The organism is Pseudomonas tohonis, assembly GCF_012767755.2.
GTDB lineage: Bacteria > Pseudomonadota > Gammaproteobacteria > Pseudomonadales > Pseudomonadaceae > Metapseudomonas > Metapseudomonas tohonis.
On the sequence record NZ_AP023189.1, the window covers coordinates 1,485,337 to 1,506,570 of the forward strand.

17 protein-coding genes and 1 pseudogene are annotated in these 21,234 nt (G+C 67.5%); 4 read left to right on the forward strand and 14 right to left on the reverse strand.

Annotated features, from left to right (window positions below):
* Positions 1-19: 19 nt before the first annotated feature.
* From HSX14_RS06920 to HSX14_RS06950, 8 genes and pseudogenes are all read right to left on the reverse strand, one after another.
* On the reverse strand, positions 20-3,085 hold the full coding sequence (locus tag HSX14_RS06920) for a multidrug efflux RND transporter permease subunit (RefSeq protein WP_173179701.1): 3,066 nt from the start codon (positions 3,083-3,085) through the stop codon (positions 20-22).
* 23 nt (positions 3,086-3,108) lie between these two features.
* The gene (locus tag HSX14_RS06925) at positions 3,109-4,263 is read right to left on the reverse strand and encodes an efflux RND transporter periplasmic adaptor subunit (protein ID WP_173179699.1); all 1,155 of its coding nucleotides are present in this window, start codon (positions 4,261-4,263) and stop codon (positions 3,109-3,111) included.
* Positions 4,264-4,601: 338 nt separating this feature from the next.
* Positions 4,602-5,369 (reverse strand): methyl-accepting chemotaxis protein, encoded by a 768-nt coding sequence (locus tag HSX14_RS31540; protein WP_416367165.1) that lies wholly within the window; start codon positions 5,367-5,369, stop codon positions 4,602-4,604.
* Between the two features lie 165 nt (positions 5,370-5,534).
* Positions 5,535-6,233: pseudogene (locus HSX14_RS31545) on the reverse strand (methyl-accepting chemotaxis protein); the annotation flags it as partial.
* A 100-nt stretch (positions 6,234-6,333) separates the two neighbouring features.
* Entirely contained in the window at positions 6,334-7,428 is a 1,095-nt protein-coding gene (locus HSX14_RS06935; protein ID WP_173179695.1) for a DUF1513 domain-containing protein, read from the reverse strand.
* A 1-nt stretch (position 7,429) separates the two neighbouring features.
* Positions 7,430-8,494 carry an imelysin family protein gene (locus tag HSX14_RS06940; RefSeq protein ID WP_173179693.1) on the reverse strand — a complete coding sequence of 355 codons (1,065 nt, stop codon included), beginning with the start codon at positions 8,492-8,494 and terminating at the stop codon, positions 7,430-7,432.
* A gap of 10 nt (positions 8,495-8,504) precedes the next feature.
* Positions 8,505-9,932, reverse strand: a complete 1,428-nt coding sequence (locus tag HSX14_RS06945) for a di-heme oxidoreductase family protein (RefSeq protein ID WP_173179692.1) — start codon at positions 9,930-9,932, stop codon at positions 8,505-8,507.
* Positions 9,933-10,157: 225 nt separating this feature from the next.
* On the reverse strand, positions 10,158-11,495 hold the full coding sequence (locus tag HSX14_RS06950) for an imelysin family protein (protein WP_111263058.1): 1,338 nt from the start codon (positions 11,493-11,495) through the stop codon (positions 10,158-10,160).
* A gap of 201 nt (positions 11,496-11,696) precedes the next feature.
* Here HSX14_RS06950 and HSX14_RS06955 point away from each other — a divergent pair, with 201 nt between their 5' ends.
* Both HSX14_RS06955 and HSX14_RS06960 read left to right on the forward strand, forming a co-directional pair.
* Positions 11,697-12,269 carry a LemA family protein gene (locus HSX14_RS06955; protein WP_043241229.1) on the forward strand — a complete coding sequence of 191 codons (573 nt, stop codon included), beginning with the start codon at positions 11,697-11,699 and terminating at the stop codon, positions 12,267-12,269.
* Positions 12,269-13,180 (forward strand): GIDE domain-containing protein, encoded by a 912-nt coding sequence (locus tag HSX14_RS06960; protein ID WP_173179690.1) that lies wholly within the window; start codon positions 12,269-12,271, stop codon positions 13,178-13,180. Before HSX14_RS06955 ends, HSX14_RS06960 begins: the two co-directional genes overlap by 1 nt.
* 142 nt (positions 13,181-13,322) lie before the next feature.
* Here the strand turns inward: HSX14_RS06960 and HSX14_RS06965 are convergent, their stop codons facing one another.
* The 4 genes from HSX14_RS06965 to HSX14_RS06980 all read right to left on the reverse strand — a co-directional run bounded on the left by HSX14_RS06965 (position 13,323) and on the right by HSX14_RS06980 (position 17,574).
* Positions 13,323-15,389: a putative bifunctional diguanylate cyclase/phosphodiesterase gene (locus HSX14_RS06965; protein WP_173179688.1), complete on the reverse strand. Its 2,067-nt coding sequence runs from the start codon at positions 15,387-15,389 to the stop codon at positions 13,323-13,325.
* Positions 15,390-15,773: 384 nt separating this feature from the next.
* Complete coding sequence (sodB, locus tag HSX14_RS06970; protein WP_111263062.1) at positions 15,774-16,355, reverse strand: superoxide dismutase [Fe]; 582 nt, start codon at positions 16,353-16,355, stop codon at positions 15,774-15,776.
* A 205-nt stretch (positions 16,356-16,560) separates the two neighbouring features.
* Positions 16,561-17,163, reverse strand: coding sequence for a LysE/ArgO family amino acid transporter (locus tag HSX14_RS06975; RefSeq protein WP_173179686.1), 603 nt, complete (start codon positions 17,161-17,163; stop codon positions 16,561-16,563).
* 3 nt (positions 17,164-17,166) lie between these two features.
* The gene (locus HSX14_RS06980) at positions 17,167-17,574 is read right to left on the reverse strand and encodes an ACT domain-containing protein (protein ID WP_173179684.1); all 408 of its coding nucleotides are present in this window, start codon (positions 17,572-17,574) and stop codon (positions 17,167-17,169) included.
* Positions 17,575-17,665: 91 nt separating this feature from the next.
* Here HSX14_RS06980 and HSX14_RS06985 point away from each other — a divergent pair, with 91 nt between their 5' ends.
* On the forward strand, positions 17,666-18,562 hold the full coding sequence (locus tag HSX14_RS06985; protein ID WP_173179730.1) for a LysR family transcriptional regulator ArgP: 897 nt from the start codon (positions 17,666-17,668) through the stop codon (positions 18,560-18,562).
* Position 18,563: 1 nt separating this feature from the next.
* Here HSX14_RS06985 and HSX14_RS06990 read toward each other — a convergent pair whose 3' ends face one another.
* Positions 18,564-19,622, reverse strand: a complete 1,059-nt coding sequence (locus HSX14_RS06990; RefSeq protein WP_173179682.1) for a saccharopine dehydrogenase family protein — start codon at positions 19,620-19,622, stop codon at positions 18,564-18,566.
* 176 nt (positions 19,623-19,798) lie between these two features.
* On the opposite strand from HSX14_RS06990, the gene HSX14_RS06995 reads away from it, so the two are divergent.
* Positions 19,799-20,788: an NAD-dependent epimerase/dehydratase family protein gene (locus tag HSX14_RS06995; protein WP_173179680.1), complete on the forward strand. Its 990-nt coding sequence runs from the start codon at positions 19,799-19,801 to the stop codon at positions 20,786-20,788.
* 6 nt (positions 20,789-20,794) lie between these two features.
* Here HSX14_RS06995 and HSX14_RS07000 read toward each other — a convergent pair whose 3' ends face one another.
* On the reverse strand, positions 20,795-21,055 hold the full coding sequence (locus HSX14_RS07000) for a hypothetical protein (protein WP_111263068.1): 261 nt from the start codon (positions 21,053-21,055) through the stop codon (positions 20,795-20,797).
* Positions 21,056-21,234: the final 179 nt, after the last annotated feature.

Genomic DNA, 21,234 nt, shown 5'->3' on the forward strand with positions numbered 1-21,234 from the left:
CCTTCTCGTTCAACCGGGCTCAGTGGCTCGCGACGGGCCCTGCCTCGGGCTGGTCAGCCGGCCGTGGGTCCGGCTTGGCCAGCAGGGTATAGACGCAGGGCAGCACGAACAGGGTGAACAGCGTGCCGATGGACATGCCGGTGGCGATCACCGTACCGATATCGAAGCGGCTCACCGCACCCGCGCCGGTGGCGAGGATCAGCGGCACCATGCCGAACACCATCGCGGCGGTGGTCATCAGTACCGGGCGCAGGCGGATGGAGGCGGCTTCCTCCACCGCTTCGCGCGCACTCAGGCCCTTGTCGCGACGCAGCTGGTTGGCGAACTCCACGATCAGGATGCCGTGCTTGCTGATCAGGCCGATCAGCGTCACCAGGCCCACCTGGGTGTAGATGTTCATGCTGGAGATCCCCAGGAACAGCGGGATCAACGCGCCGCAGATCGACAGCGGCACCGTCACCAGGATCACCAGCGGGTCGCGGAAGCTCTCGAACTGCGCGGCCAGCACCAGGAAGATGATCGCCAGGGCCAGGCCGAAGGTGACGTACAGCGCGCTGCCTTCCTGGACGTACTGGCGCGAGGCGCCGGCGTAGTCGAAGGCGAAGCCGCGCGGGGCCTCCTCGCGGGCGATCTGCGCCACGGTCTCCACCGCATCGCCCATGCTCACCACCGGGAAGCCCTCGATGATCGCCGAGTTCAGCTGCTGGAACTGCTTGAGCTTGGTCGGTCGCGCGGTGTCGTGCACGGTGATCAGGGTCGACAGGGGCACCATCGCGCCGCTCTCGCTCTTCACGTAGTAGTTGTTCAGCCAGTCCGGGTTGTCGCGGTAGGGGCGTTCCACCTGGGCGATCACCTTGTAGCTGCGACCGTCGATGGTGAAGCGGTTGATCTCGCCCTCGCCCAGCAGCAGTGCCAGGGTGGAGCCGAGGTCTTCCATGGACACGCCCATCTGCGCGGCCTTCTGGCGGTCGATGTCGACCACCACTTCGGGCTTGTCGAACGCCAGGTCGACGTTGAGGAAGGCGAACTTGCCCGAGGCTTCCGCGCGCTGCTTGATGCGCTCGGTCACCTGCAGCAGGGACTCGTAGTCGTTCGGGGTGTTGACCACGAACTGGAAGGGCAGGCCTTCGCCGGTGCCCGGCAGCGACGGCAGGTTGAAGCCGAAGATCTGCAGGCCGGGAATGCGGTCGAGCTTGCCCTGTACCTCCTGCAGCAGCTCCATCTGGGTGCGCTCGCGCTCGTCCCAGGGCTTGAGCAGGAAGCCGCCGATACCGGCCTGCACACCATCGAAGCCGTTGATCTGGAACGACGAGTAGTACTCGGGGAAGGACTTGAAGATCTCCACGAACTCGTCGGTGTAGGCGTTCAGGTAGTCCAGGTTGGTCGGCTGCGGCGCCTTGGCCATGAGGAAGACGATGCCCTGGTCCTCGTCGGGGGCCAGTTCGCTCTTGGTCATCATCAGCAGCACCGGGATCAGCGCCATCACGATGAGCGCGAACACCACCACCACCGGGCGGGTGTTGAGGGTGCCGTGCAGCGCGCGCTGGTAGCGGTGCTTGAGCCGCTCGAAGATCATGTCCAGCCTGTGGGCCAGGCCGCTCGGGTTCTCCTCGTGGCGCAGCAGCTTGGAGCACATCATCGGCGAGAGGGTCAGGGCGACCACGCCGGAGATGATCACCGCGCCCGCCAGGGTCAGGGCGAACTCGCGGAACAGCGCGCCGGTGAGGCCTTCGAGGAAGCCGATGGGGGCGTACACCGCCGCCAGGGTGATGGTCATGGAGATGACCGGCACGGCGATCTCGCGGGCGCCCTCGATGGCGGCGTCGAAGGGCGTCTTGCCCTCCTCGATGTGCCGGTGGATGTTCTCCACCACCACGATGGCGTCGTCCACCACCAGGCCGATGGCGAGCACCATGGCCAGCAGCGTCAGCAGGTTGATCGAGTAGCCCATCAGCTGCATGAAGAACAGCACGCCGATCATCGACAGCGGGATGGTGATGACCGGGATCAGCACCGAGCGGAAGGCACCGAGGAACAGGAACACGACCACGATGACGATCAGCACCGCCTCGCCCAGGGTCTTCACCACCTCGTCGATGGACGCCTGGATGAAGCGCGTGGCGTCATAGGCGATGGACACCTTGAGGTTCGGCGGCAGCTGCGCTTCCAGCTCGGGCATGATCGCGCGCACGTGCTTGATCACGTCCAGCGGGTTGGCGCTGGGCGTGCCCTTGATGCCGATGTAGACCGAGGGGATGCCGTCGAAGGAGCTGATGGAGTCGTAGTTCTCGGCGCCCATCTCGACGCGGGCGATGTCACGCACCAGCACGCGGCGGTCGCCCTGGGTCTTCACCGGGATGGCGGCGAAGGCTTCGGGGGACTTGAGGTCGGTGGTGGCGTTGATGCTCGTCACCACGTACTCGCCCTTCACCTGGCCGGCGGCCGAGAGGAAGTTGTACTTGCGCACCGCATCGCTGACATCGCCGGCGGTGACGCCGTAGGCGGCCATCTTCACCGGGTCCAGCCACAGGCGCATGGCGAAGACCTGGTTGCCGAGGATCTCCGCTTCCGCCATGCCCGGCAGGGTCGCCAGCTTGGGCTGGATGACCCGCGACAGGTAGTCGGTGATCTGCGGGTTGGACAGTTCGTCGCTGTAGAAGCTGATGTACATCAGCGCCGAGGCGTCGGCCGCCTCCTTGGACAGCACGGGGTCCTCGGCATCCTGCGGCAACTGGTTCTTCACCTCGTTGGCCTTGGCCAGCAGTTCGGTGAAGAGGCGGTCCGAGTTGGCGCCGATGCGTGCGTAGATCGAGATGACCGACATGTTCTGCTGGCTCGACGACGTCATGTAGTCGATGCCTTCGGCGCTCGCGAGGCTCTGCTGCAGCGGCTGGGTGATGTAGCCCTGGATGGTCTCGGCGTTGGCCCCCGGGTAGGCGGTGGTCACCGTGATCAGGGCGTTTTCCATCTGCGGGTACTGGCGGATCACCAGCTTGCTGAAGGCCTGGAAGCCCAGCAGCACGATCAGCAGGCTGACCACGGTCGCCAGTACCGGGCGACGGATGAAGGGATCTGTGAAAGCCATATCGGTATTCCTTGGCGTCGGGCCTACTGCTCGGCGCTGGCTTGTTTGTCCGTTTTCGGTTGCTGGGCCTGGTCATCGGCGATGGCGACGTTGGAGCCGTTGTCCAGCTTCAGCTGGCCGGCGGTCACCACCTGCTCGTCGGCCTTCAGGCCCTTGAGCACCACGACCTTGCCGTCGCGGCGCTGGCCGGTCTCGACGAAGCGGCGTTCGACCACCAGGACCGGCTGGCCCTTGTCGTCCTTCAGCGCCTGGCCGTCCTCGCCCTTCTTGGCGTCGATCACGTAGACCGAGTTGCCGTAGAGGGTGTAGGTGATGGCGGTTTCCGGCACCACGATGCGCAGGTTGTCGCCTGGCAGCAGGACCTCGAGGTTGGCGAACATGCCCGGCAGCAGCTTGCTGTCGGGGTTCTGCAGCAGCGCACGCACCTGCAGGTTGCGAGTACTGTCCTCGACCTTGGGGTTGATCGCGGCGATGGCGCCTTCGAAGAACTCGCCCGGGTAGGCGGCGACGCTGATCCGCACATGCTGGCCGATGGCGAGCTTGGGCACCGCCTGCTCGGGCAGGTAGAAGTCGAGGAACAGGGTGCTGAGGTCCTGCAGGGTGGCGATGGTGGTGCCGGAGGAGAGGAAGTCACCCACGTCCACCTGGCGGATGCCGATGGTGCCGGCGAAGGGCGCGACGATGCGCTTCTTCGCCAGCATGGCCTTCAACTGGGCGACGCTGGCGGTCGACTTCTGCAGCTCCGAGGAGAGTCGGTCGAATTCGCTCTTGGAAATGTTCTGCCGGTTCACCAGGCTGCGGCCGCGTTCGAACTCGACGCGTGCCAGGGCCAGGGCGGCTTCCGCGGTCGCCAGGCTGGCCTGTTCGACGTCGCTGTCCATCTGGATCAGCGGCTGGCCGAGCTTGACCTTCTCGCCGGAAAGGAACTGCACCTCCTGCACGGTGCCGCCGACTTCCACGGTCAGGTCCACGCCCTGGAAGGCCTTGAGCGAACCGATGGCCGGCAGGCGCTCCTGCCAGGGCACTTCCACCGCCTTGGCGGCCGAGACGCTGATGGCCGGCTTGGGCGCCGTGAACATCGCGATCTGCTGTTTGATGGAGAAGAACTTGTACGCGGCAAGCGCGGCCACCACGAGGATGACCACGCCGAGCATGATGAGCATGCGGCGGAGCAACATATTCCGGTTCCTTGGCAAGGCAGATTGAGGCCTGGGAATAGGCGAGGGGTGCACCTTATTACCACTGGCGGGGGCAAGTCAAAGGCGCGGAATTGCAAAAGTTTACATGCTGGCACGATGCCCATTCAGTGCCTTGCAGATCGCCGGAGAACGCTACGAATCGGCGCATTTCAGTCGGCGCGAAAGGCGCCTGGGCGGGGAGGCCCGTGCAGCGGAACAGGCAGCGCAGCGGCGCCCTGGCAGTGGGCGGGTGCAACTCTTTGGAACCCACGGGGGCGGCAAGGGTGCCACCTCGCTGCGACGGAGACGGCACATCCCTGTGCCGGTGAAGTCGGGGGTCAGGCGCTGAAGCGGCGGGTGACCTCGCTCAGGTCGCCGGAGAGTTCGTGCAGGCGGTTGCTGGCCGCCTCGGTGCGTTGCACGTTCTCGTTGTTGGTGACGGCGATGGCGGTGATTTCGGTGAGGTTGCGCGAGATGTCCTCGGCCACCGAGGTCTGCTCCTCCGCCGCCGTGGCGATCTGCCGGTTCATGTCGCGGATGGCCTCCACCGCGCCGGTGATGCGTTGCAGCATCGCGCCGGCCTCGGTCACCTGGGTGACGCTCTGCTCGCTGCGGCTCTGACCGCTTTCGATGGCGCGCACCGCGTTCACCGCGCCGGTCTGCACCGTGTCGATGATCTGGTGGATCTCGGCGGTGGATTCGGCGGTGCGCTGGGCGAGGGTCCGCACCTCGTCGGCGACCACCGCGAAGCCCCGGCCCTGCTCGCCGGCGCGGGCGGCCTCGATGGCGGCGTTGAGCGCCAGCAGGTTGGTCTGCTCGGCGATGCCGCGGATCACTTCCAGCACCTTGCTGATGCGGCCGCTGTCGTTCTCCAGGCGGCGGATCACCTCGGCGGTGGAATCGATCTCGCCACGCATGCCGGTGATGCTCTGGATGGTCGCCTGCATCACCCGCTCGCCCTGCTGGGCCGAGCTGTCGGCGTCGTCGGCGGCGCGTGCGGCATCGGCGGCATGGCGGGCCACCTCCTGGGCGGTGGCGGACATCTCGTGCATCGCCGTGGCCACCTGGTCGGTGCGCGAGAACTGCTCGCGGGTGCCCCCGGCCATCAGCGTGGCGATGGCGTTGAGCTCGCCGCTTGCGCTGTCCAGCTCGGCGGTGCTGTGCTTGAGGCGGTTGAAGGTGTCGGCGAGGAAGTCCCGCAGGATGTTCGCCGAGTTGGCCAGGCGGCCCAGTTCGTCGCGGCGGCTACTGTCGACGCGCTCGCCGAAGTTGCCCTGGCTGAGGCGGCCGATGTGGTCGATCAGGGTGCGGATCGGATCGATCAGGCGCCGGTTGATCAGCCAGATCGCCAGCAGGCCCACCAGCACGCTGGACACCAGCATCACCACCAGGCCGGTGGTCACGGTGCTGGCGGCGCTGGCGCTGATCTCGGCGGACTGCTGGGTGCCGCGGTCATGCAACTGGGTGACCAGGGCGGTCATCTGCTCGCTGGCGGCGCGGTCGATGCCCTGCACCGCCTTGTCGCCCGCGGTCGGGTCGGCGCCGGCGGCGAGGAAGGCCTCGCGGCCCTTGCGGTAGGCGGCCCCCAGGCTCTGGTGCTCGCTGCGCAGGCGCTCCACCTGACTTTGCAGGCCGCTGTCGCCCTGCTCGCGGGCCTCGTTGACCAGCTTGCCGAGCAGGTCCTGGACCTTGCGTTCCTGGTCCTCGAACTGGCCCCAGTACTTGCTCAGGGCGGCCGGGTCCTTGCCGCGCAGCAGGACGTTCTTCCATTCCTGCACCTGGCCCTTGAATTCGACGTTCGCGCTGTCGACGAGGCTGGATGCCTCCAGCGTGCCACCTACCAGGCTGCGGTAGGACTGGATCCCTCCAGATAGAAAGTTGAAGCAGGTCAGGGCGATGACCAGGATCAGCAGCAGGCTGCCGCCCAGCAGCGCGAGGAGCTGACCTCGCAGGGAGTTTTGCAGGGACATGTAGTGACGCCTCAGGGACGTGGGAGGAAGGGGTTGGCTGGTGAAGTATAGGTCGGCCGCCGCGACCGTTCGTTGAGGTCGCGGCGACGAAATGCAGGTGTCAGGCGAGGTGCAGGTGGTTGTCCCAGAGCCCGGCGGGCAGCTGCAGGGGCGCGGCGGCGATCGTCGCCTTGCGGCAATCGTAGAAACGGCAGCGGCCCTGGCCGGAGGTGACCACGAAACCGTCCTTCACCGCGCCGACGCCGGCGCAGTCGGGGAGCGGGGCGTCGAGGCGCACGGCGCCGCTGTCCAGGTCCCAGATGAAGAACCGGTTGCCGCGCGGGGCGGTCAGGGCCACCAGGCGCAGTTCGTCGTGGATGGCGACGCTGGCGGTGTACTGGGCCATCGACAGGCGTTGCTCGTCGGCCAGGGGGAAGGGCTGGAAGCGCTGGCCCGGGCGCTTGATCGCCAGCAGGTCGGCATGGTCGCCGGCATCGCCCATGTACTGCTGGCAGGCGACTATGGTGCCGTCGCCGGCGATGGCCAGGTGGCGCACGCTGTTCATCTGCTGGGGCAGGGTCTCGCGGCTGATCAGGCTGCCGTCGCGGCGCATCAGCACCAGGCTGGGCTCCATGGCATGGAGGTTCATCTCCACGCGGCTCTCGGCCTCGGTTCTGATGCCGCCGTTGGCGACCACGAAGGTCTCGCCGTCCGGCATCCAGGACACCTGGTGCGGCCCCAGGCCGTGGGTGGACAGCTCGCCCTGGAAGCTCAGCCGGCGGTTGGCGTAGGCATACACGCCAAGCAGGCCGCGACCGGGGTCGGTGGTGTCGTTGTCGGTGGTGTAGAGCCACTCGCCGCTCTTGTGGAACACGCCGTGCCCGTAGAAGTGGCGGTCCGGCTGCGAGCGCACCGTCTGCAGCAGGCTGCCGTCGGTGAGGTCGATCAGGTAGCTCTCGGTGCCCGGGCGGCGCGCGACGAACAGGGCCACCGGCTCGCTGGGATGTTCGACGATGTCGTGGCAGCGCTGCGCCACGCGGGTGGCGAACACCTGGGTGCCATCGAGGCGGTAGCCGACGGCGTAGTGGCCGCCATCGGCATCGTCACGGGCGGAGAGCAGCAGCGGGTCGCGACCCTTGCGGCTCAGGGTCCAGCCGCCCAGCGTCACGGCGCCGAGCAGGAGGCTGCCGAGGGCGAGTACCTGGCGGCGGAACATATCAGTCACCATCGTTGGCGTTGAAGCCGAGTTGCACGTTGAGGACGCGGGCCAGCTCGTTGGAGTGCAGGCGGTGCACCACGTCGAGGCTGTCGTAGAAGACGTTCAGTTGCTTGAGGCCTTCCTCGCTCTGCAGCAGCTTGCTCAGCGGCGGTTGCAGGGCGTCCAGCTTGGCGCGGGCGTCGGCGTAGGCGCCGTCGATCTTCTCGGCCAGGGCCTTCTGGTCGTCACCCAGCAGGCTGCGGAGGCCCTTGCCGTCGGCACCGTTCCACAGCTGCTCGGCGCTGAGCAGGCTGGCGCCCAGGCTGGCCAGGGAGGTGTCGCTGCGCCAGCCATCGGCCTGGTAGGGCTGCGGCTGGCTCTTGGCTTGGCGGCCCATGGGCGTGCCGAGCTTCTTCTTCAGGGTGTCCAGGGCGGTGACCTGGACACGCAGCAGCTCGGAGACGGCCTCGTGGGAGTCGGCGTAGCGCTGGTTGGGGAATTTGCTCAGTTGCTCGAGCATGCCGTCCTTGCTGTTCCAGGAGGCGAGGATCTCCTCGGCGAGGCTCTGCTGGCGCTGGCCGATGGCTTCCAGCAACGGGCAGTAGCGGGCCTTCTGCTCCTGGTCGGCGAGGTCCAGGTTGCTGTCGAAGAGGATGTATTCGTAGGCGGAGAGGCCCTGTACCACGACGCTGGACTTGGCCAGGCCGGCGGCGTCGATGTCGGGCTTAGCCTGGACCAGTTGCTCGACCTGGCGACCCACCAGGTTCTTCTTGTCCGGCCAGAACTGCACCTGCCAGGCGCGGTTGCCCTCGGCCAGGGGGCCGACCATCAGCGGTTGCAGCTCGGCCCAGGCCTTCTGCGCCGCGAGGAAGTCGGCACGGGCCTTGGCCAGGTCTTCCTTCCCGGAACAGAACGCCAGCGCGCTGGCGGCCAGGGCGCGGTCGGCTTCCACCCAGCGGCTGTAGGTGGGCAGGATCACCTGCTTGGCCAGCGCGGCGGTGGCCTGGGCCTGCGGGTCCTGCGGGGCGCAGGCGCCCAGGGCCAGGGCGGCGAGGCTGGTGAAGAGCAGTTTGGGTCTGAACATGCAGGGCTCCTTAAAGGGAATTCAGGAATGCCAGCAGCGCGGCTCGCTGTCCAGCGTCATAGCGCATGACGGTCTGTTTCGCCGCCTCGGCCTCGCCGCCGTGCCAGAGGATGGCCTCGAGCAGGTTGCGGGCGCGCCCATCGTGGAGGAAACGGGTGTGGCCGTTGACCGCCTGGGTCAGGCCGATGCCCCAGAGGGGCGCGGTGCGCCAGTCGCGGCCGCTGGCCTGGAACTCGGGGCGGCCGTCGGCCAGGCCCTCGCCCATGTCGTGCAGCAGCAGGTCGGTATAGGGGCGGATCACCTGGTTGGCCAGCTCCGGTTCGGCGGCATCGGCCCGGGTGGTGAAGCTCGGGGTGTGGCAGCCCTGGCAGCCGGCCTGGTGGAACAGGCCCTTGCCGTCCAGCACCTGCGGGTCGTTGACCCCGCGCCGCGAGGGCACGGCGAGGTTGCGGCTGTAGAACAGCACCAGGCGCAGGATGTTGTCGCTGACCTCGGGCTCGCCGCCGTTCACGGCATTCAGGCAGTCCACCTGGGCGGGCGTGCAGTCGTCGTGGGGCAGCAGGCTGGTGGTCAGGCCCATGTCGCCGGAGAAGGCGTGGGCGTTCTGCTGGTTCAGGCTGGGCTGGCCGGCCTTCCAGCCGAAGCGGCCGAGCACGGTCTTGCCGGCGGCGTCGTCCCAGACCTGGTTGGGGCGGCCGACGATGCCGGCGGGCTTGTCCTTCGAGGCGCCCGCGTTGGCGAGGATGGCGGCTTCGGGAATGGCCTCCAGCAGGCCCAGGCCGATCATCGGCGGGGCGACCCGCGCGGAGAACATCGTCTGCGGGTGCATGGGGCCGTAGCCCAGCTGGGTGATCTCCAGGGTCGGCTTCTGCAGTTCCACCACCGTGCCGTCGCCCAGGGTGACGTTGAGCGGCTCATAGCGCATGCGCACCTTGCCTTCCGGTGCGACGCCGGGGATGGCGACGTCCTGCAGCTGTCCGCCGTACACCGGCTCGGGCACCACGCCCAGGCGCTCCAGCATCTGCTGGTGCTCGGCCTTGGCTTCGGCGGGGATGGACAGGCGCACCAGCATCGACACGGCGTTGTCGCCGCGAACGCCCGGCGGATGGCCGCGGCCGTCCTTCACGTGGCAGTTCTGGCAGGCGTTGGTGTTGAACAGCGGGCCCAGGCCATCCCTCGCAGTGGTGGAGGAGGGGGCGATCACCCAGGGGTTGCGGAAGAAACTGTTGCCGACGTTGAAGTCCAGCCGGCGGCTCGGGGTGAGGTTGCCGGAGGCCTGGGAGAAGGCGTTGCGGTCATGCAGGTTGATGGTCGCGGCACCGCCTGAAAGCTGCTCGCCGGGTTCGGCCTGGGTGAAGCGGGGGGGCTTGTCGCAACCGGCCAGGGCAACGGCCAGCAACAGCGGCGACAGGTGGCGGAGGGCCGACGATACGGGCATTGGCGGGTCCGGCTGGGGAAAACAGGCGGGCAATGTTAGCAGGCGAACGGCTATTAAATAAGAGGGATTTGCGTTCGTGATAGCGGGTCCGGCTGGCAGCTGCGGAGCGGGTGGAACCCAGGCGTGACGTGCCTTGCAGCGAGACGAGAGACGGATTCCCGGGCATGAAAAAAGCGGATGCGGCGATGGGCCGCATCCGCTTTACGGGACGCGTGGACGAGTCGATCAGAACTCGTGGTCGGCGTTGTCCGGTTTCAGGTCGCTGATGCCCAGCTTGCCGGCGGCCTGCTCGATGGCACCGGTCTGTTTGACCAGGGCGGCGATGGCGTCACGGACGATCTGGTTGCCTTCGGCGTTGTCCGGGGCGATCAGCTGGTCGAAGTGCACGCCCTTGTCGGCGCTGTCCACCAGCACTTGCAGCTTGGCTTCGGTGGCTTCCAGGTCGGCCTTCAGGGTGGCGTCGGTCGCGGCGTCGATCTTGGCCACCAGGGAGGACAGGCTCGGGCCGGTCAGGGTGGTGCCGTCGACCTTCTTGTACTCGCCCAGGTACACGTTGCGGATGCCCTTGCCGTTGTAGAAGTGCGAGTTGTGGGTGTTGTCGCTGAAGCAGTCGTGCTCGTCCTCGGGCGAGTTGGCTTCCAGGGCGACCTTCATGCGCTCGCCGGCCAGCTCGCCCAGGGACAGGCTGCCCATGCCGAAGAGCATCTTGCGCAGGCCGGATTCGGCAGGCTCGGCTTCCAGCTTGGCGCGGTAGTTGTCGGCGACGCCGGCTTTCCACTGGCCGACCATGTATTCCAGGTCGCTGACCAGCAGGTCGGTGGCGGCCTTCAGGTAGGCGGCGCGACGGTCGCAGTTGCCGCCGGTGCAGTCCTTGCCCTGGGCATAGTCGGTGGCCGGGCGGTTGCCGGCGCCCGGGCCGGTGCCGTTCAGGTCCTGGCCCCAGAGGAGGAATTCGATGGCGTGGTAGCCGGTGGCGACGTTGGCTTCGGAGCCGCCCAGCTCGTTCAGGCTGGAGAGCTTCTCGCCGGTGATCTCGGTGACGTCGATCTTGTCTTCGCCGACCTGGATTTCCTTGTTGGCGATGATGTTGGCGGTGGCGCCCGGGTTGCCCAGCGCGTGCTGGTAGTCCTTGGCGACGTAGTCGATCAGGCCTTCGTCCAGCGGCCAGGCGTTGAGGCCGCCTTCCCAGTCGTCGACGACGGCGTTGCCGAAGCGGAAGACTTCGCTCTGCATGTACGGGGTGCGGGCGGCCAGCCAGGCTTCACGGGCGGCTTTCAGGGTGTCGTCGCCGGGCTTGGCGATGAAGGCGTCGACGGCTTTCTGCAGGTCGACGGCGGTGCTGTGGGCGTCGCTGAAGACGGCCAGGGCCAGGTCGGCGTAGTGCTTGACCACGGCCTTGGCGGCGGCTTCGTCGACTTTCGCTACGGTCGCGGCTGGGGTGCTGCTGGCGGCTGCGGGAGCGGCGGCTTGCGGTGCTGCGGCCTTGTCCTTGTCGTCGCCGCAACCGGCGAGGGTGATGGCGATGGCAAGCAGGCTGGCAGTAGCCAGGGGCATACGACTCATGGCGAATTCCTTTGCGTGTTGTGGGGGACGTGGCGCAATTGCGCCCGAGAAACCGCGACATAATGCGAAAGATTTGCATTTTTGAAAAGGCCCGATGCACCGTCCCCAGGATGCGGGATGTGCCCGTCGTCTCTATGCGCCAGCCTGGCTGACGTTAGAATGCCAGCAGTCAAGTTCCACCGAAGCCAAGGAGTCGCTCGCATGTCCCTGACCAGTGTTGCCCTGATCGTCGCTGCCCTGCTGGTCGCCGCTTACGCGGTGACGCTCTACAACGCCCTGGTGCGCCTCAAGCACGGGGTGACCAAGGCCTGGTCGAACATCGAGGTGCTGCTCAAGCAACGCCACGACGAGCTGCCCAAGCTGGTTGAGACCTGCAAGCAGTACATGCAGCACGAGCGCACCACCCTGGAGAACGTGATCGCCGCCCGCAACGCCGTGGCCAGTGCCCGCGAGCGTGGCGACGTCGGTGCCCTGGGCCAGGCCGAGAGCGGCCTGCGCGCCGGCCTCGGCCAGCTCTTCGCCCTGGCGGAGAACTACCCGCAGCTCAAGGCCAACGAGAGCTTCCAGTTCCTCCAGCAGCGCATCAGCGGGCTGGAGAACGGTATCGCCGACCGCCGCGAGCTGTACAACGAGGCGGTGAACCTCAACAACGTGCGCATCGAGCAGTTCCCCGACGTGCTGCTGGCTCGCCTGTTCGGCTTCAAGCCCGCCGAGCTGCTGGTGTTCAGCGAGGCCGAGAAAGCCGACGTCGACCTCAAGTCGCTGTTCAACTGATGGCCGGCGGTGATGCCGCCGGGCTCGCGATGAGCCTGGCCTTCAGCCTCGGCGCCTTCTTCGGCGGCGGGTGGTGGTGCATCAAGCGCCTGTCCGAGGTGCGCTTCCTGCTGGACACGCCGACCTCGAAGATCCGCTCCGCCGCTCAGGGTTACGTGGAGCTCTACGGCGTGCTCCAGGAGTCCACCCTGGGCCAGCTGCAGGCGCCGCTCACCGGCAAGCCCTGCCTGTGGTGGCGCTTCCGGATCGAGGAGTACCAGGAGAGTGGCAAGAACAAGAGCTGGCGGGTGATCGAAAGCGGCACCAGCGACCAGTGGCTGCAACTGGGCGATGGCACCGGCGATTGCCTGATCGACCCGCGTGGCGCCGAAGTGCGCCCGTCCACCCGCGAGGTGTGGAAGGGCAACCAGCGCCACCCGCGCAATGGTGCGGCGCCGGCCGGGTTCTTCGGCATGCTGCTGGGGGGCGGCGAATACCGTTACACCGAGGAACGCCTGCACCTCGGCGGCCCGCTCTACGCCATCGGTGATTTCCATACCGCCGGCGCGGGGCACCAGGGCTTCGATGGCACGGCGGCCCAGGGCGCGGTGATCCGTGAATGGAAGAGCGACTTCGCCGGGCTGCTGCGGCGTTTCGACAGCAACGGCGATGGCCAGCTGGACGAGGCCGAGTGGAATCGCGTGCGCCTCGCCGCCCAGCTGGAGGCCGAGGACCGCCACCGTTCCACCAGCGCCGCGCCGGCGGTGAACCACCTGCGCAAGCCGGGCGAGTCGCGTCCCTTCCTGCTTTCCAGCCATGGCGAGGACGTGCTGGCGCGCTCCTTCTACTGGCAGGCCCTGGGGGGCGGATTGGTGTGCATCGCTGGTGCGGTGGCCACCGTGTACCTGCTGCAGGTGACGGGGCTGATGTGACGCCTCGCGCCCCTGGGTCGGGCCAATCTGCCTGTCGACCCTGTGCCGTGGCCCGGGCTTCAGCCCGGGAAGGGCACGCGAGAACCCGAACCACAGCCAAGAAAAAGCCCGCCATCGAGGCGGGCTTTTTTCATTTCCGGGTTCAGAGCGTCGCGGGGTTGGAGGCGGCGTTGGTCAGGCGGCGCGCCTGCTTGAGGTAGCCGGTGAGCTCGCGGGCGGGCAGGGGCTTGCTGTACAGGTAGCCCTGACCCTCGTTGCAACCCTGGGAGATGATGTATGCCTCCTGCTCCTGGGTCTCCACGCCTTCGGCGATCACCTGCATGCCCAGGCTGCGGGCGAGCTGGATGATGGCGCGGACGATGGTGGCGTCGTCCTCGTCCTCCAGCACGTCCTGGACGAAGCTCTTGTCGATCTTGATCTTGTCCAGCGGCAGGCTCTTCAGGTAGCTCAGCGAGGAGTAGCCGGTCCCGAAGTCGTCGATCGCGATCAGCGCGCCGGAGCGGCGCAGGCTCAGCAGGTGCTGGGCGGCGGTGGAGATGTCCTCCATCAGGCCGGTCTCGGTGACTTCCACTTCCAGGCTGCGCGGCGGCAGGCGGTAGACCTGCAGCAGGTTGTTGACCACCCGCGGCAGCTCGGCGTGGTGCAGCTGCACGGTGGAGAGGTTGATGGCCATGCGCAGCTCGCTGAAGCCCTGGTCGTGCCATTCGCGCAACTGGCGGCAGGCCTGGTCGAGCACCCATTCACCGATGGGGATGATGGAGCCGTTCTGCTCGGCCAGGGGGATGAACAGGTCCGGCGGCACGAAGCCATGCTGCGGGTGCTGCCAGCGCAGCAGCGCCTCGACGCCGACCACGCGGTGGTCGCGGTAGTCGACCTGGGGCTGGTAGACCAGGTGCAGCTCGTTGCGGTTGAGGGCTTCGCGCAGGTCCTTCTCCAGCTCGCGGCGGCGACGCATCTCGCTGTCGACGCTGGCGATGTAGAACTGGTAGCGGTTGCGCGAGCGGCTCTTGGCCAGGGTCATGGTCTGTTCGGCTTTCTGCAGCAGCTTCTCGGTGCTGTCGCCGTCTTCCGGGAACAGGGTGATGCCGATGGTGGCGCGCAGGCGCACTTCCTGCTGTTCCAGGGCGAAGGGCGCCTCGAGGTCGTCGAGCACGCTCTGGGCAAGTTCGGCCGCTTCATAAGGCTGCTCGATATCGGCCTGGACCAGGGCGAACTGGTCGCCCCCCAGGCGGGCGAGCGCGCCGAGCCGGCCGCTGTGGCCGCGCAGGCGGTCGGCGAGGGCGATCAGCAACTGGTCGCCGGTCTGGTAGCTGAACTGTTCGTTGACGCCCTTGAAATCGTCCAGCCCCACGCAGAGCACAGCGACGCGGCGCTGCAGGCGGCCGGCATCATCGAGGATCTGGTCCAGCTGCTGCTGCAGCTGCTGGCGGTTGGGCAGGCCGGTGAGGAAGTCGTACTGGGCCATGCGCAGCAGGCTGTTTTCCGCTTCCCGGCGCAGGTGGGTGTTGCGTTCGATGGAGGCCAGCAACTCGTTGGCGGTGTTTATCCACAGCCCCAGTTCGTTCTTCTCGTTGCCCTTGAGCATGGGCAGCTTGTGTTCGCTGGGGCGGTCCGGGTTGATGTTGGTGAGGTGCTCGATGATCTTCGACAGCGGCTTGGTCAGCAGCCAGTGGTAGACCGAGTAGAGCACCAGGCCCATGGCCAGGGCGCGCAACACGCCGGAGACGAAGATGATCACCGAGCTGATGACGAAGTCCTCGCCGTAGGGCGCGGTGTCCAGGGTGATGTTGAGGTCGCCGTAGTACTCGCTGTACGGGCCGCGGCCCACCAGCTGGGTGGTGAAGTTCTGTTCCTTGCCGAGGATCGCGTCGGTGAGCCAGCGCGTCGGCAGCTCCATCAGCGGGCGGGATTTCTCGGCGAGCATCGGCTCGTTGGGGTGGCCGATGGCGGCGAAGCGGACCGACTCGTGCTGGAACAGGCCCTCGATGACCTGCATGCCCATCTCCCGGTCGAGGCTGTAGACGGCCTGGGTCGAGGGGTCGCGGAACATGCCGAGGATGCGATGGGCGTCGTTGGCCACCGCCTGCCGTGTCTTGTAGACGTCGAACACTATCTGCGCGCAGCTCAGCACTACACCGACCACCAGCGCGGACATCAGCACCACGCGGAGCAACTTCAGTGACAAGCTGTGTTTGAGATCCAGCTTCAAGTAGGGATTCCTTGTTCGATGCCGGTAGGCGTCAGACCGCTTGAGTATTGGCAAACACGAGATAGCCGTCAAAGGGCCATTACGCAAATGCGGGTATTTTCACCTTGCCCGGTCCTCTACCGGCGCATGGGCGGACGAACCTTGTCCCATTCCGCACTGTGTCGGTGCACATCCTCCCTACTTGAATGCCGTTCGACGGATTTATTCTGGCACAGCCTGGGCGAATGCCTTGGCGAACCGGCGGACGGCGCCCCAGGGGCCCGGCTGCATGCTGCCGAGCGCCCATGGCCCTGCAAGCTTCGCACCGGGGCGCGTCCGCGCCGGACGCGCAAATGAAAAGACCCGGCACTAGGGCCGGGTCTTTCCGTGGAGCTGGAGCGGGTCTCAGGCAGCGTAGTTCTTGGCTACGAAGTCCCAGTTGACCAGGTTCCAGAATGCCTCGACGTACTTCGGACGCAGGTTGCGGTAGTCGATGTAGTAGGCGTGTTCCCAGACGTCGCAGGTCAGCAGCGGGGTGTCGCCGCTGGTCAGCGGGCAGCCGGCACCGATGGTGCTGGCCAGGGCCAGGGAGCCGTCGGCCTTCTTCACCAGCCAGCCCCAGCCGGAGCCGAAGGTACCGATGGAGGTCTTGCTGAACTCTTCCTTGAACTTGTCGAAGGAACCGAAGGCAGCGTTGATGGCGTCAGCCAGGGCGCCGGTGGGCTGGCCACCGCCGTTGGGGCTCAGGCAGTTCCAGTAGAAGGTGTGGTTCCACACCTGGGCGGCGTTGTTGAAGATGCCGCCCGACGAGGTCTTGACGATCTCTTCCAGGCTCTTGCCTTCGAACTCGGTGCCCGGAACCAGGTTGTTCAGGTTCACGACATAGGTGTTGTGGTGCTTGTCGTGGTGGAATTCCAGGGTCTCGGCGGAAATGTGCGGCTCGAGGGCATTCTTCTCGTACGGCAGCGGCGGCAATTCGAAAGCCATGTCTATCTCCTTCATCAGGTCTGGATTTGTGCGCGAGGCGCGGGGCCGTTCACGGGCGGCCGGTAGGCGGCTGCGAGTTTGTACTCTTTTTTGCCGCGAAGCCCGGATCATAGCATCGGCCCTGCGGCATAACCACGCAGCAAACGTGTGGAAATCGCGGCGCCAGGGCCTTTGCATCGAGCCTGAGGGGTTCGACAAGGGGTGCTCAGAGACCGTTCAGCAATTGTGCGGCCATGGCGAACATCATCAGTGCCACGCCGAAGTCGAGCAGGCGCCAGGTGGCCGGCCTGGCCAGCCAGGGCGCCAGCCAGGCGGCGCCCAGTGCCAGGGCGAAGAACCAGATCAGCGAGGCGCTGGCGGCGCCCAGAGCGTAGGCACCGGGTACCGGTTGCTGGGCGCCCAGGGAGCCGATCAGCAGCACCGTGTCCAGGTACACGTGGGGGTTGAGCAGGGTCACCGCCAGGGCCGCCAGCAGCACCGCCTTGCGTGAGCGCGGGCCGGCGTTTGCCGCCTGGTCCAGCGTCTGCGGGTTGAGCGCCCGAAGCAGCGCCTTGGCGCCGTACCAGCTGAGGAAGGCGATGCCGCCCCAGCGCGCGACGGCCAGCAGCGTCGGGTTCTGAGCCAGCAGCGTGGCCAGGCCGAAGACCCCGGCGCAGACCAGCACCGCATCGCACAGCACGCAGAGCGCGGCCACCGGCAAGTGGTGCTCGCGGCGCAGGCTCTGGGCCAGGACGAAGGCGTTCTGCGCGCCGATGGCGATGATCAGCCCCGCCGCCACCAGCATCCCGTTGAGGTAGCTCTGCCACATGACTCAGGCCTCCCCGGCGCTGGCGGCCAGCGCCCGCAGGGTGGAGAGGGCGCGTTCGGCATCGCTGCGGGCGACGAACAGGTGGTCGTGGTAATAGCCGGCGATGACGTTGCAGCTGACGCCGGCCTGGGCGAGGGCGCCGGCGAAGGCGGCGGTGAGGCCGACGGCGGCCAGTGAGGAATGCACCTCCAGGGTGATCCAGGCGGCTACGTAGTCGTAGGCCAGGCCGAGGCGGTCGGCGTCCTCGCGGGCCAGGATCACGGTCAGTCCCTCGCGCTCGCGGAAGCTGCCGACGGCCTCGCAGCCTTGCAGCGCGCGGGTGTCGGTGAGGGTGCAGAACACGTAGTCGCCCTCGTTCAGGTGCGGGGACATGCTGCGGATCAGCAGTGCGAGGGAGGTTTCGCCGGCCATGGAGGGGGTCCTGTTCGAGGGGGAGATGTGGCGATTCTGCGCAGGAGGCGTGTATAAGAAAAACAAATCATACTGATCCCCTATTAGGAAAATCGATTTGTTCGACTACAAGTTGCTGGCCGCCCTGGCGGCGGTGGTGGAGCAGGGCGGCTTCGAGCGCGCGGCGCAGGTGCTCGGCCTGTCGCAGTCGGCGGTGTCCCAGCGCATCAAGCTGCTGGAGGCGCGGGTCGGCCAGCCGGTACTGGTGCGCGCCACGCCGCCCACCTCGACCGAGATCGGCACCCGCCTGCTCAACCATGTGCAGCAGGTGCGCCTGCTGGAGCGCGACCTGCAGTCCCAGGTGCCGGCCCTGGACGAAGGCGGCCCCCGCGAGCGCCTGCGCATCGCCATCAACGCCGACACCCTGGCCACCTGGTGGGCGCGGGCGGTGGCGGACTTCTGCTCGCGCCACGAGGTGCTGATGGACCTGGTGGTGGAAGACCAGGACGTCGGCCTCAAGCGCATGCGTGCCGGCGAGGTGGCGGGTTGCGTATGCGGTGCCGAGCGGCCGGTGGCCGGGGCCCGCAGCATTCCCCTGGGCGCCATGCGCTATCGCGCACTGGCCAGCCCGGCCTTCATCGCCCGGCACTTCGCCGAAGGCGTGACCCCGGCGGCACTGGCCCGCTCGCCCTCCATCGTCTACGGCCCCGACGACCTGCTCCAGCACCGCTACATGGAGTCACTGGGCGTCGCCGGCAGCTTCCCCCATCACCTCTGCCCCTCGTCCGAGGGCTTCGTGCGCCTCACCGAAGGTGGCCTGGGCTGGGGGCTCGTGCCCGAGCACCAGGTGGAAGGCCAGCTGGCGCGGGGGGAGCTGCGCGAGCTGATTACCGGGCGCCCCATCGACGTGCCGCTCTACTGGCACCACTGGCGCCATGGCGGCGAGCTGCTCGCCCAGCTCACCGAGCACCTGGCCCACGCCGGTGCCCGCTGGCTGGTGCAGGCCTGATTCAGGCGATGCGGATGCGCCCGCTGCCCGGCAACTGTTCCACGCAGCGTTCACCGAACAGCAGCGACGGCGTGCGGTAGCCCCCGGGCCCGTTGTAGGCGAGCAGGTGGCGCACGGCGAGCAGCACGCCGTGCACGGTGACCTCGTAGCCGTTGGCGGTTTCCAGGCGCGCGGTGCGGGTTTCCCCGGCGGCGTTGCGCGCCTCGCCCCAGACCCAGGTGCGCAGGCGTTCGCGAGTGGCCTGGTCGGGGCCGCGCACGCGCTTGTCCACCTGGCCCTTCAGCCACTTCTGCGCCGCCGCACCGCCCAGCAGGCCGCGCAGCGGATCGACCAGGCGCATGCCCAGGGCCGCCGCCGGTGGTGCCGGCAGGTAGACCTCGATATTGGGGATGCTCGTGGAGTAATAGGCCGTGGCCACATCGCCCCAGGGGATGGTCACCGCGTTCTTCTCGCCACGGCCGAAGTCGATGCGTCGCTGGCGATAGCCCAGGGGCACCCTGACGCGCTCGCCATCCCGGCGTACCTGCCCGCCCAGGCGCAGCCCCTCCACCGAGGTCTTGGCGGTACCCGGCGACAGGCCGCTGCCGGTGTCGAAGCCCAGTGCCAGGTGGCTGGCATCCGGCAGCGCCTGCTTCAGGCAGGCCGCCACGCAATCGGTGGGAATGACGTCGAAGCCGACGCCCGGGCAGATCACCAGGGCCGCTTCCCTGGCCAGCAGGTCGTAGGCGCGGGCCTGCTCGAACACGGCGATCTCGCCGGTGATGTCGACGTAGTGACTGGCGCTGGCCAGGCATGCCTCGATCATCGGCGCGCTGGTGGCGGAGAAGGGGCCGGCGCAATGGGCCACGACCGTCACCCCCGCGAGTGCCGCACGGCTGGCCAGCGGGTCGGCCAGGTCGAAGGTGCGGGCGGGCAGCGACAGCTCGGCGGCGATGCGCTCCACCTCGTGCGCGTTGCGCCCGGCCAGTATGGGCGCCAGTCCCTGGCGCACCGCTTCGGCGGCTACCAGCCGGCCGGTGTAGCCGTTGGCGCCGTAGATCATCCAGGCTGAATCGCCCATGCCGTATCTCCTCGTTGACGTGGTCGACAAGACTAGCCGTCTCTTCGCCACGTGATGCCGGACCTAGGATGGGCGTCTTGGCTTTCAAGGTCGGGCCGCTGGCTCGCGACGCCACGGCGCCGCCGGGCCCGCGCTGCTAGAGTCGCAGGCATGACGAGAACACCGGGGGATGAGCAATGAAGATTCTGGTAACGGGGGCGAGCGGCTTCATCGGCGGGCGCTTCGCCCGCTTCGCGCTGGAGCAGGGCCTGGCGGTGCGGATCAATGGCCGTCGCCCCGAAGCGGTGGAGCACCTGGTGCGGCGCGGCGCTGAATTCGTCCAGGGCGACCTGGCCGACCCTGAGCTGGCGCTGGCCCTCTGCGACGACGTCGAGGCCGTGGTGCATTGCGCCGGCGCGGTGGGGGTCTGGGGCAGCTACCAGCATTTCTACCAGGCCAACGTCGAAGTCACCGAGAACATGGTCGAAGCCTGCCTGAAGCGGAAGGTGCGGCGCCTCGTGCACCTGTCCTCGCCTTCCATCTACTTCGACGGTCGCTCCCACGTGGGCATCCGCGAGGAGCAGGTGCCCAAGCGCTTTTCCGACCACTACGGCGCCACCAAGTACCTGGCCGAGCAGAAGGTGTTCGCCGCCGAGGAATTCGGCCTGGAAGTGATCGCCTTCCGCCCGCGCTTCGTCACCGGGGCCGGCGACACCAGCATCTTCCCGCGGCTGATCGAGATGCAGCGCAAGGGTCGCCTGGCGATCATCGGCAACGGCCTGAACAAGGTGGACTTCACCAGCGTGCACAACCTCAACGAGGTGTTGCTGAGCGGCCTGCTGGCGGCGGGGCCGGCACTGGGCAAGGTGTACAATATCAGCAACGGCCAGCCGGTGCCGCTGTGGGACGTGGTCAACTACGTGCTGCGCCGCCTCGACCTGCCGCCAGTGACCCGGCACGTGCCCTTCGGCATCGCCCACGCGGCGGCGACCCTCAACGAGACCGTCTGCAAGCTGCTGCCGGGGCGCCCGGAACCTTCGCTGTTCCGCCTCGGCGTAGCGGTGATGGCGCGGGATTTTTCCCTCGACATCAGCCGCGCGCGGCACTACCTGGAGTACGACCCCACGGCCAGCGTCTGGTCGGCGCTGGACGAGTTCTGCACCTGGTGGAAGGCCCAGCAGCCCTGAGGCGGCTCAGCCGCGCAGCGGGCCGGCGTACTGGGTGTACTTGCGGATCAGCTCTTCCTCGCTCAGCTCCTTCTTCACGCGGATGCCGGTGAGTTCGCTGAGCCGTTCGCCCAGGCTGATGATGCTGTCCTGTCGCGACTCGGCGCAGGCCTTGAGCATCGACTGGATGGCGTCGGGCTGGCTGAGACGGATGTCCAGCGCCTGCTCCTCGCGAATCTGCCGACGCAGGGTTTGCATGCAGTCCAGTACGGCTTTGGTCAGTTCCACGCGTAATCCCCCCATGATCAGAAGAGAGCTCCGTCCGTCTCTTCCGGGATCGGCGGAGCGCGTCGGGCCCCCACTGCACGGGCCCGCCAGGCTGAGGCGCCCCCAAGACGCCCTGTGAGGTGATTAGCAAGGTGCGTACCAGTTCACGTATTCAGGAACCCTGGGGCCTGCAGCGGGTC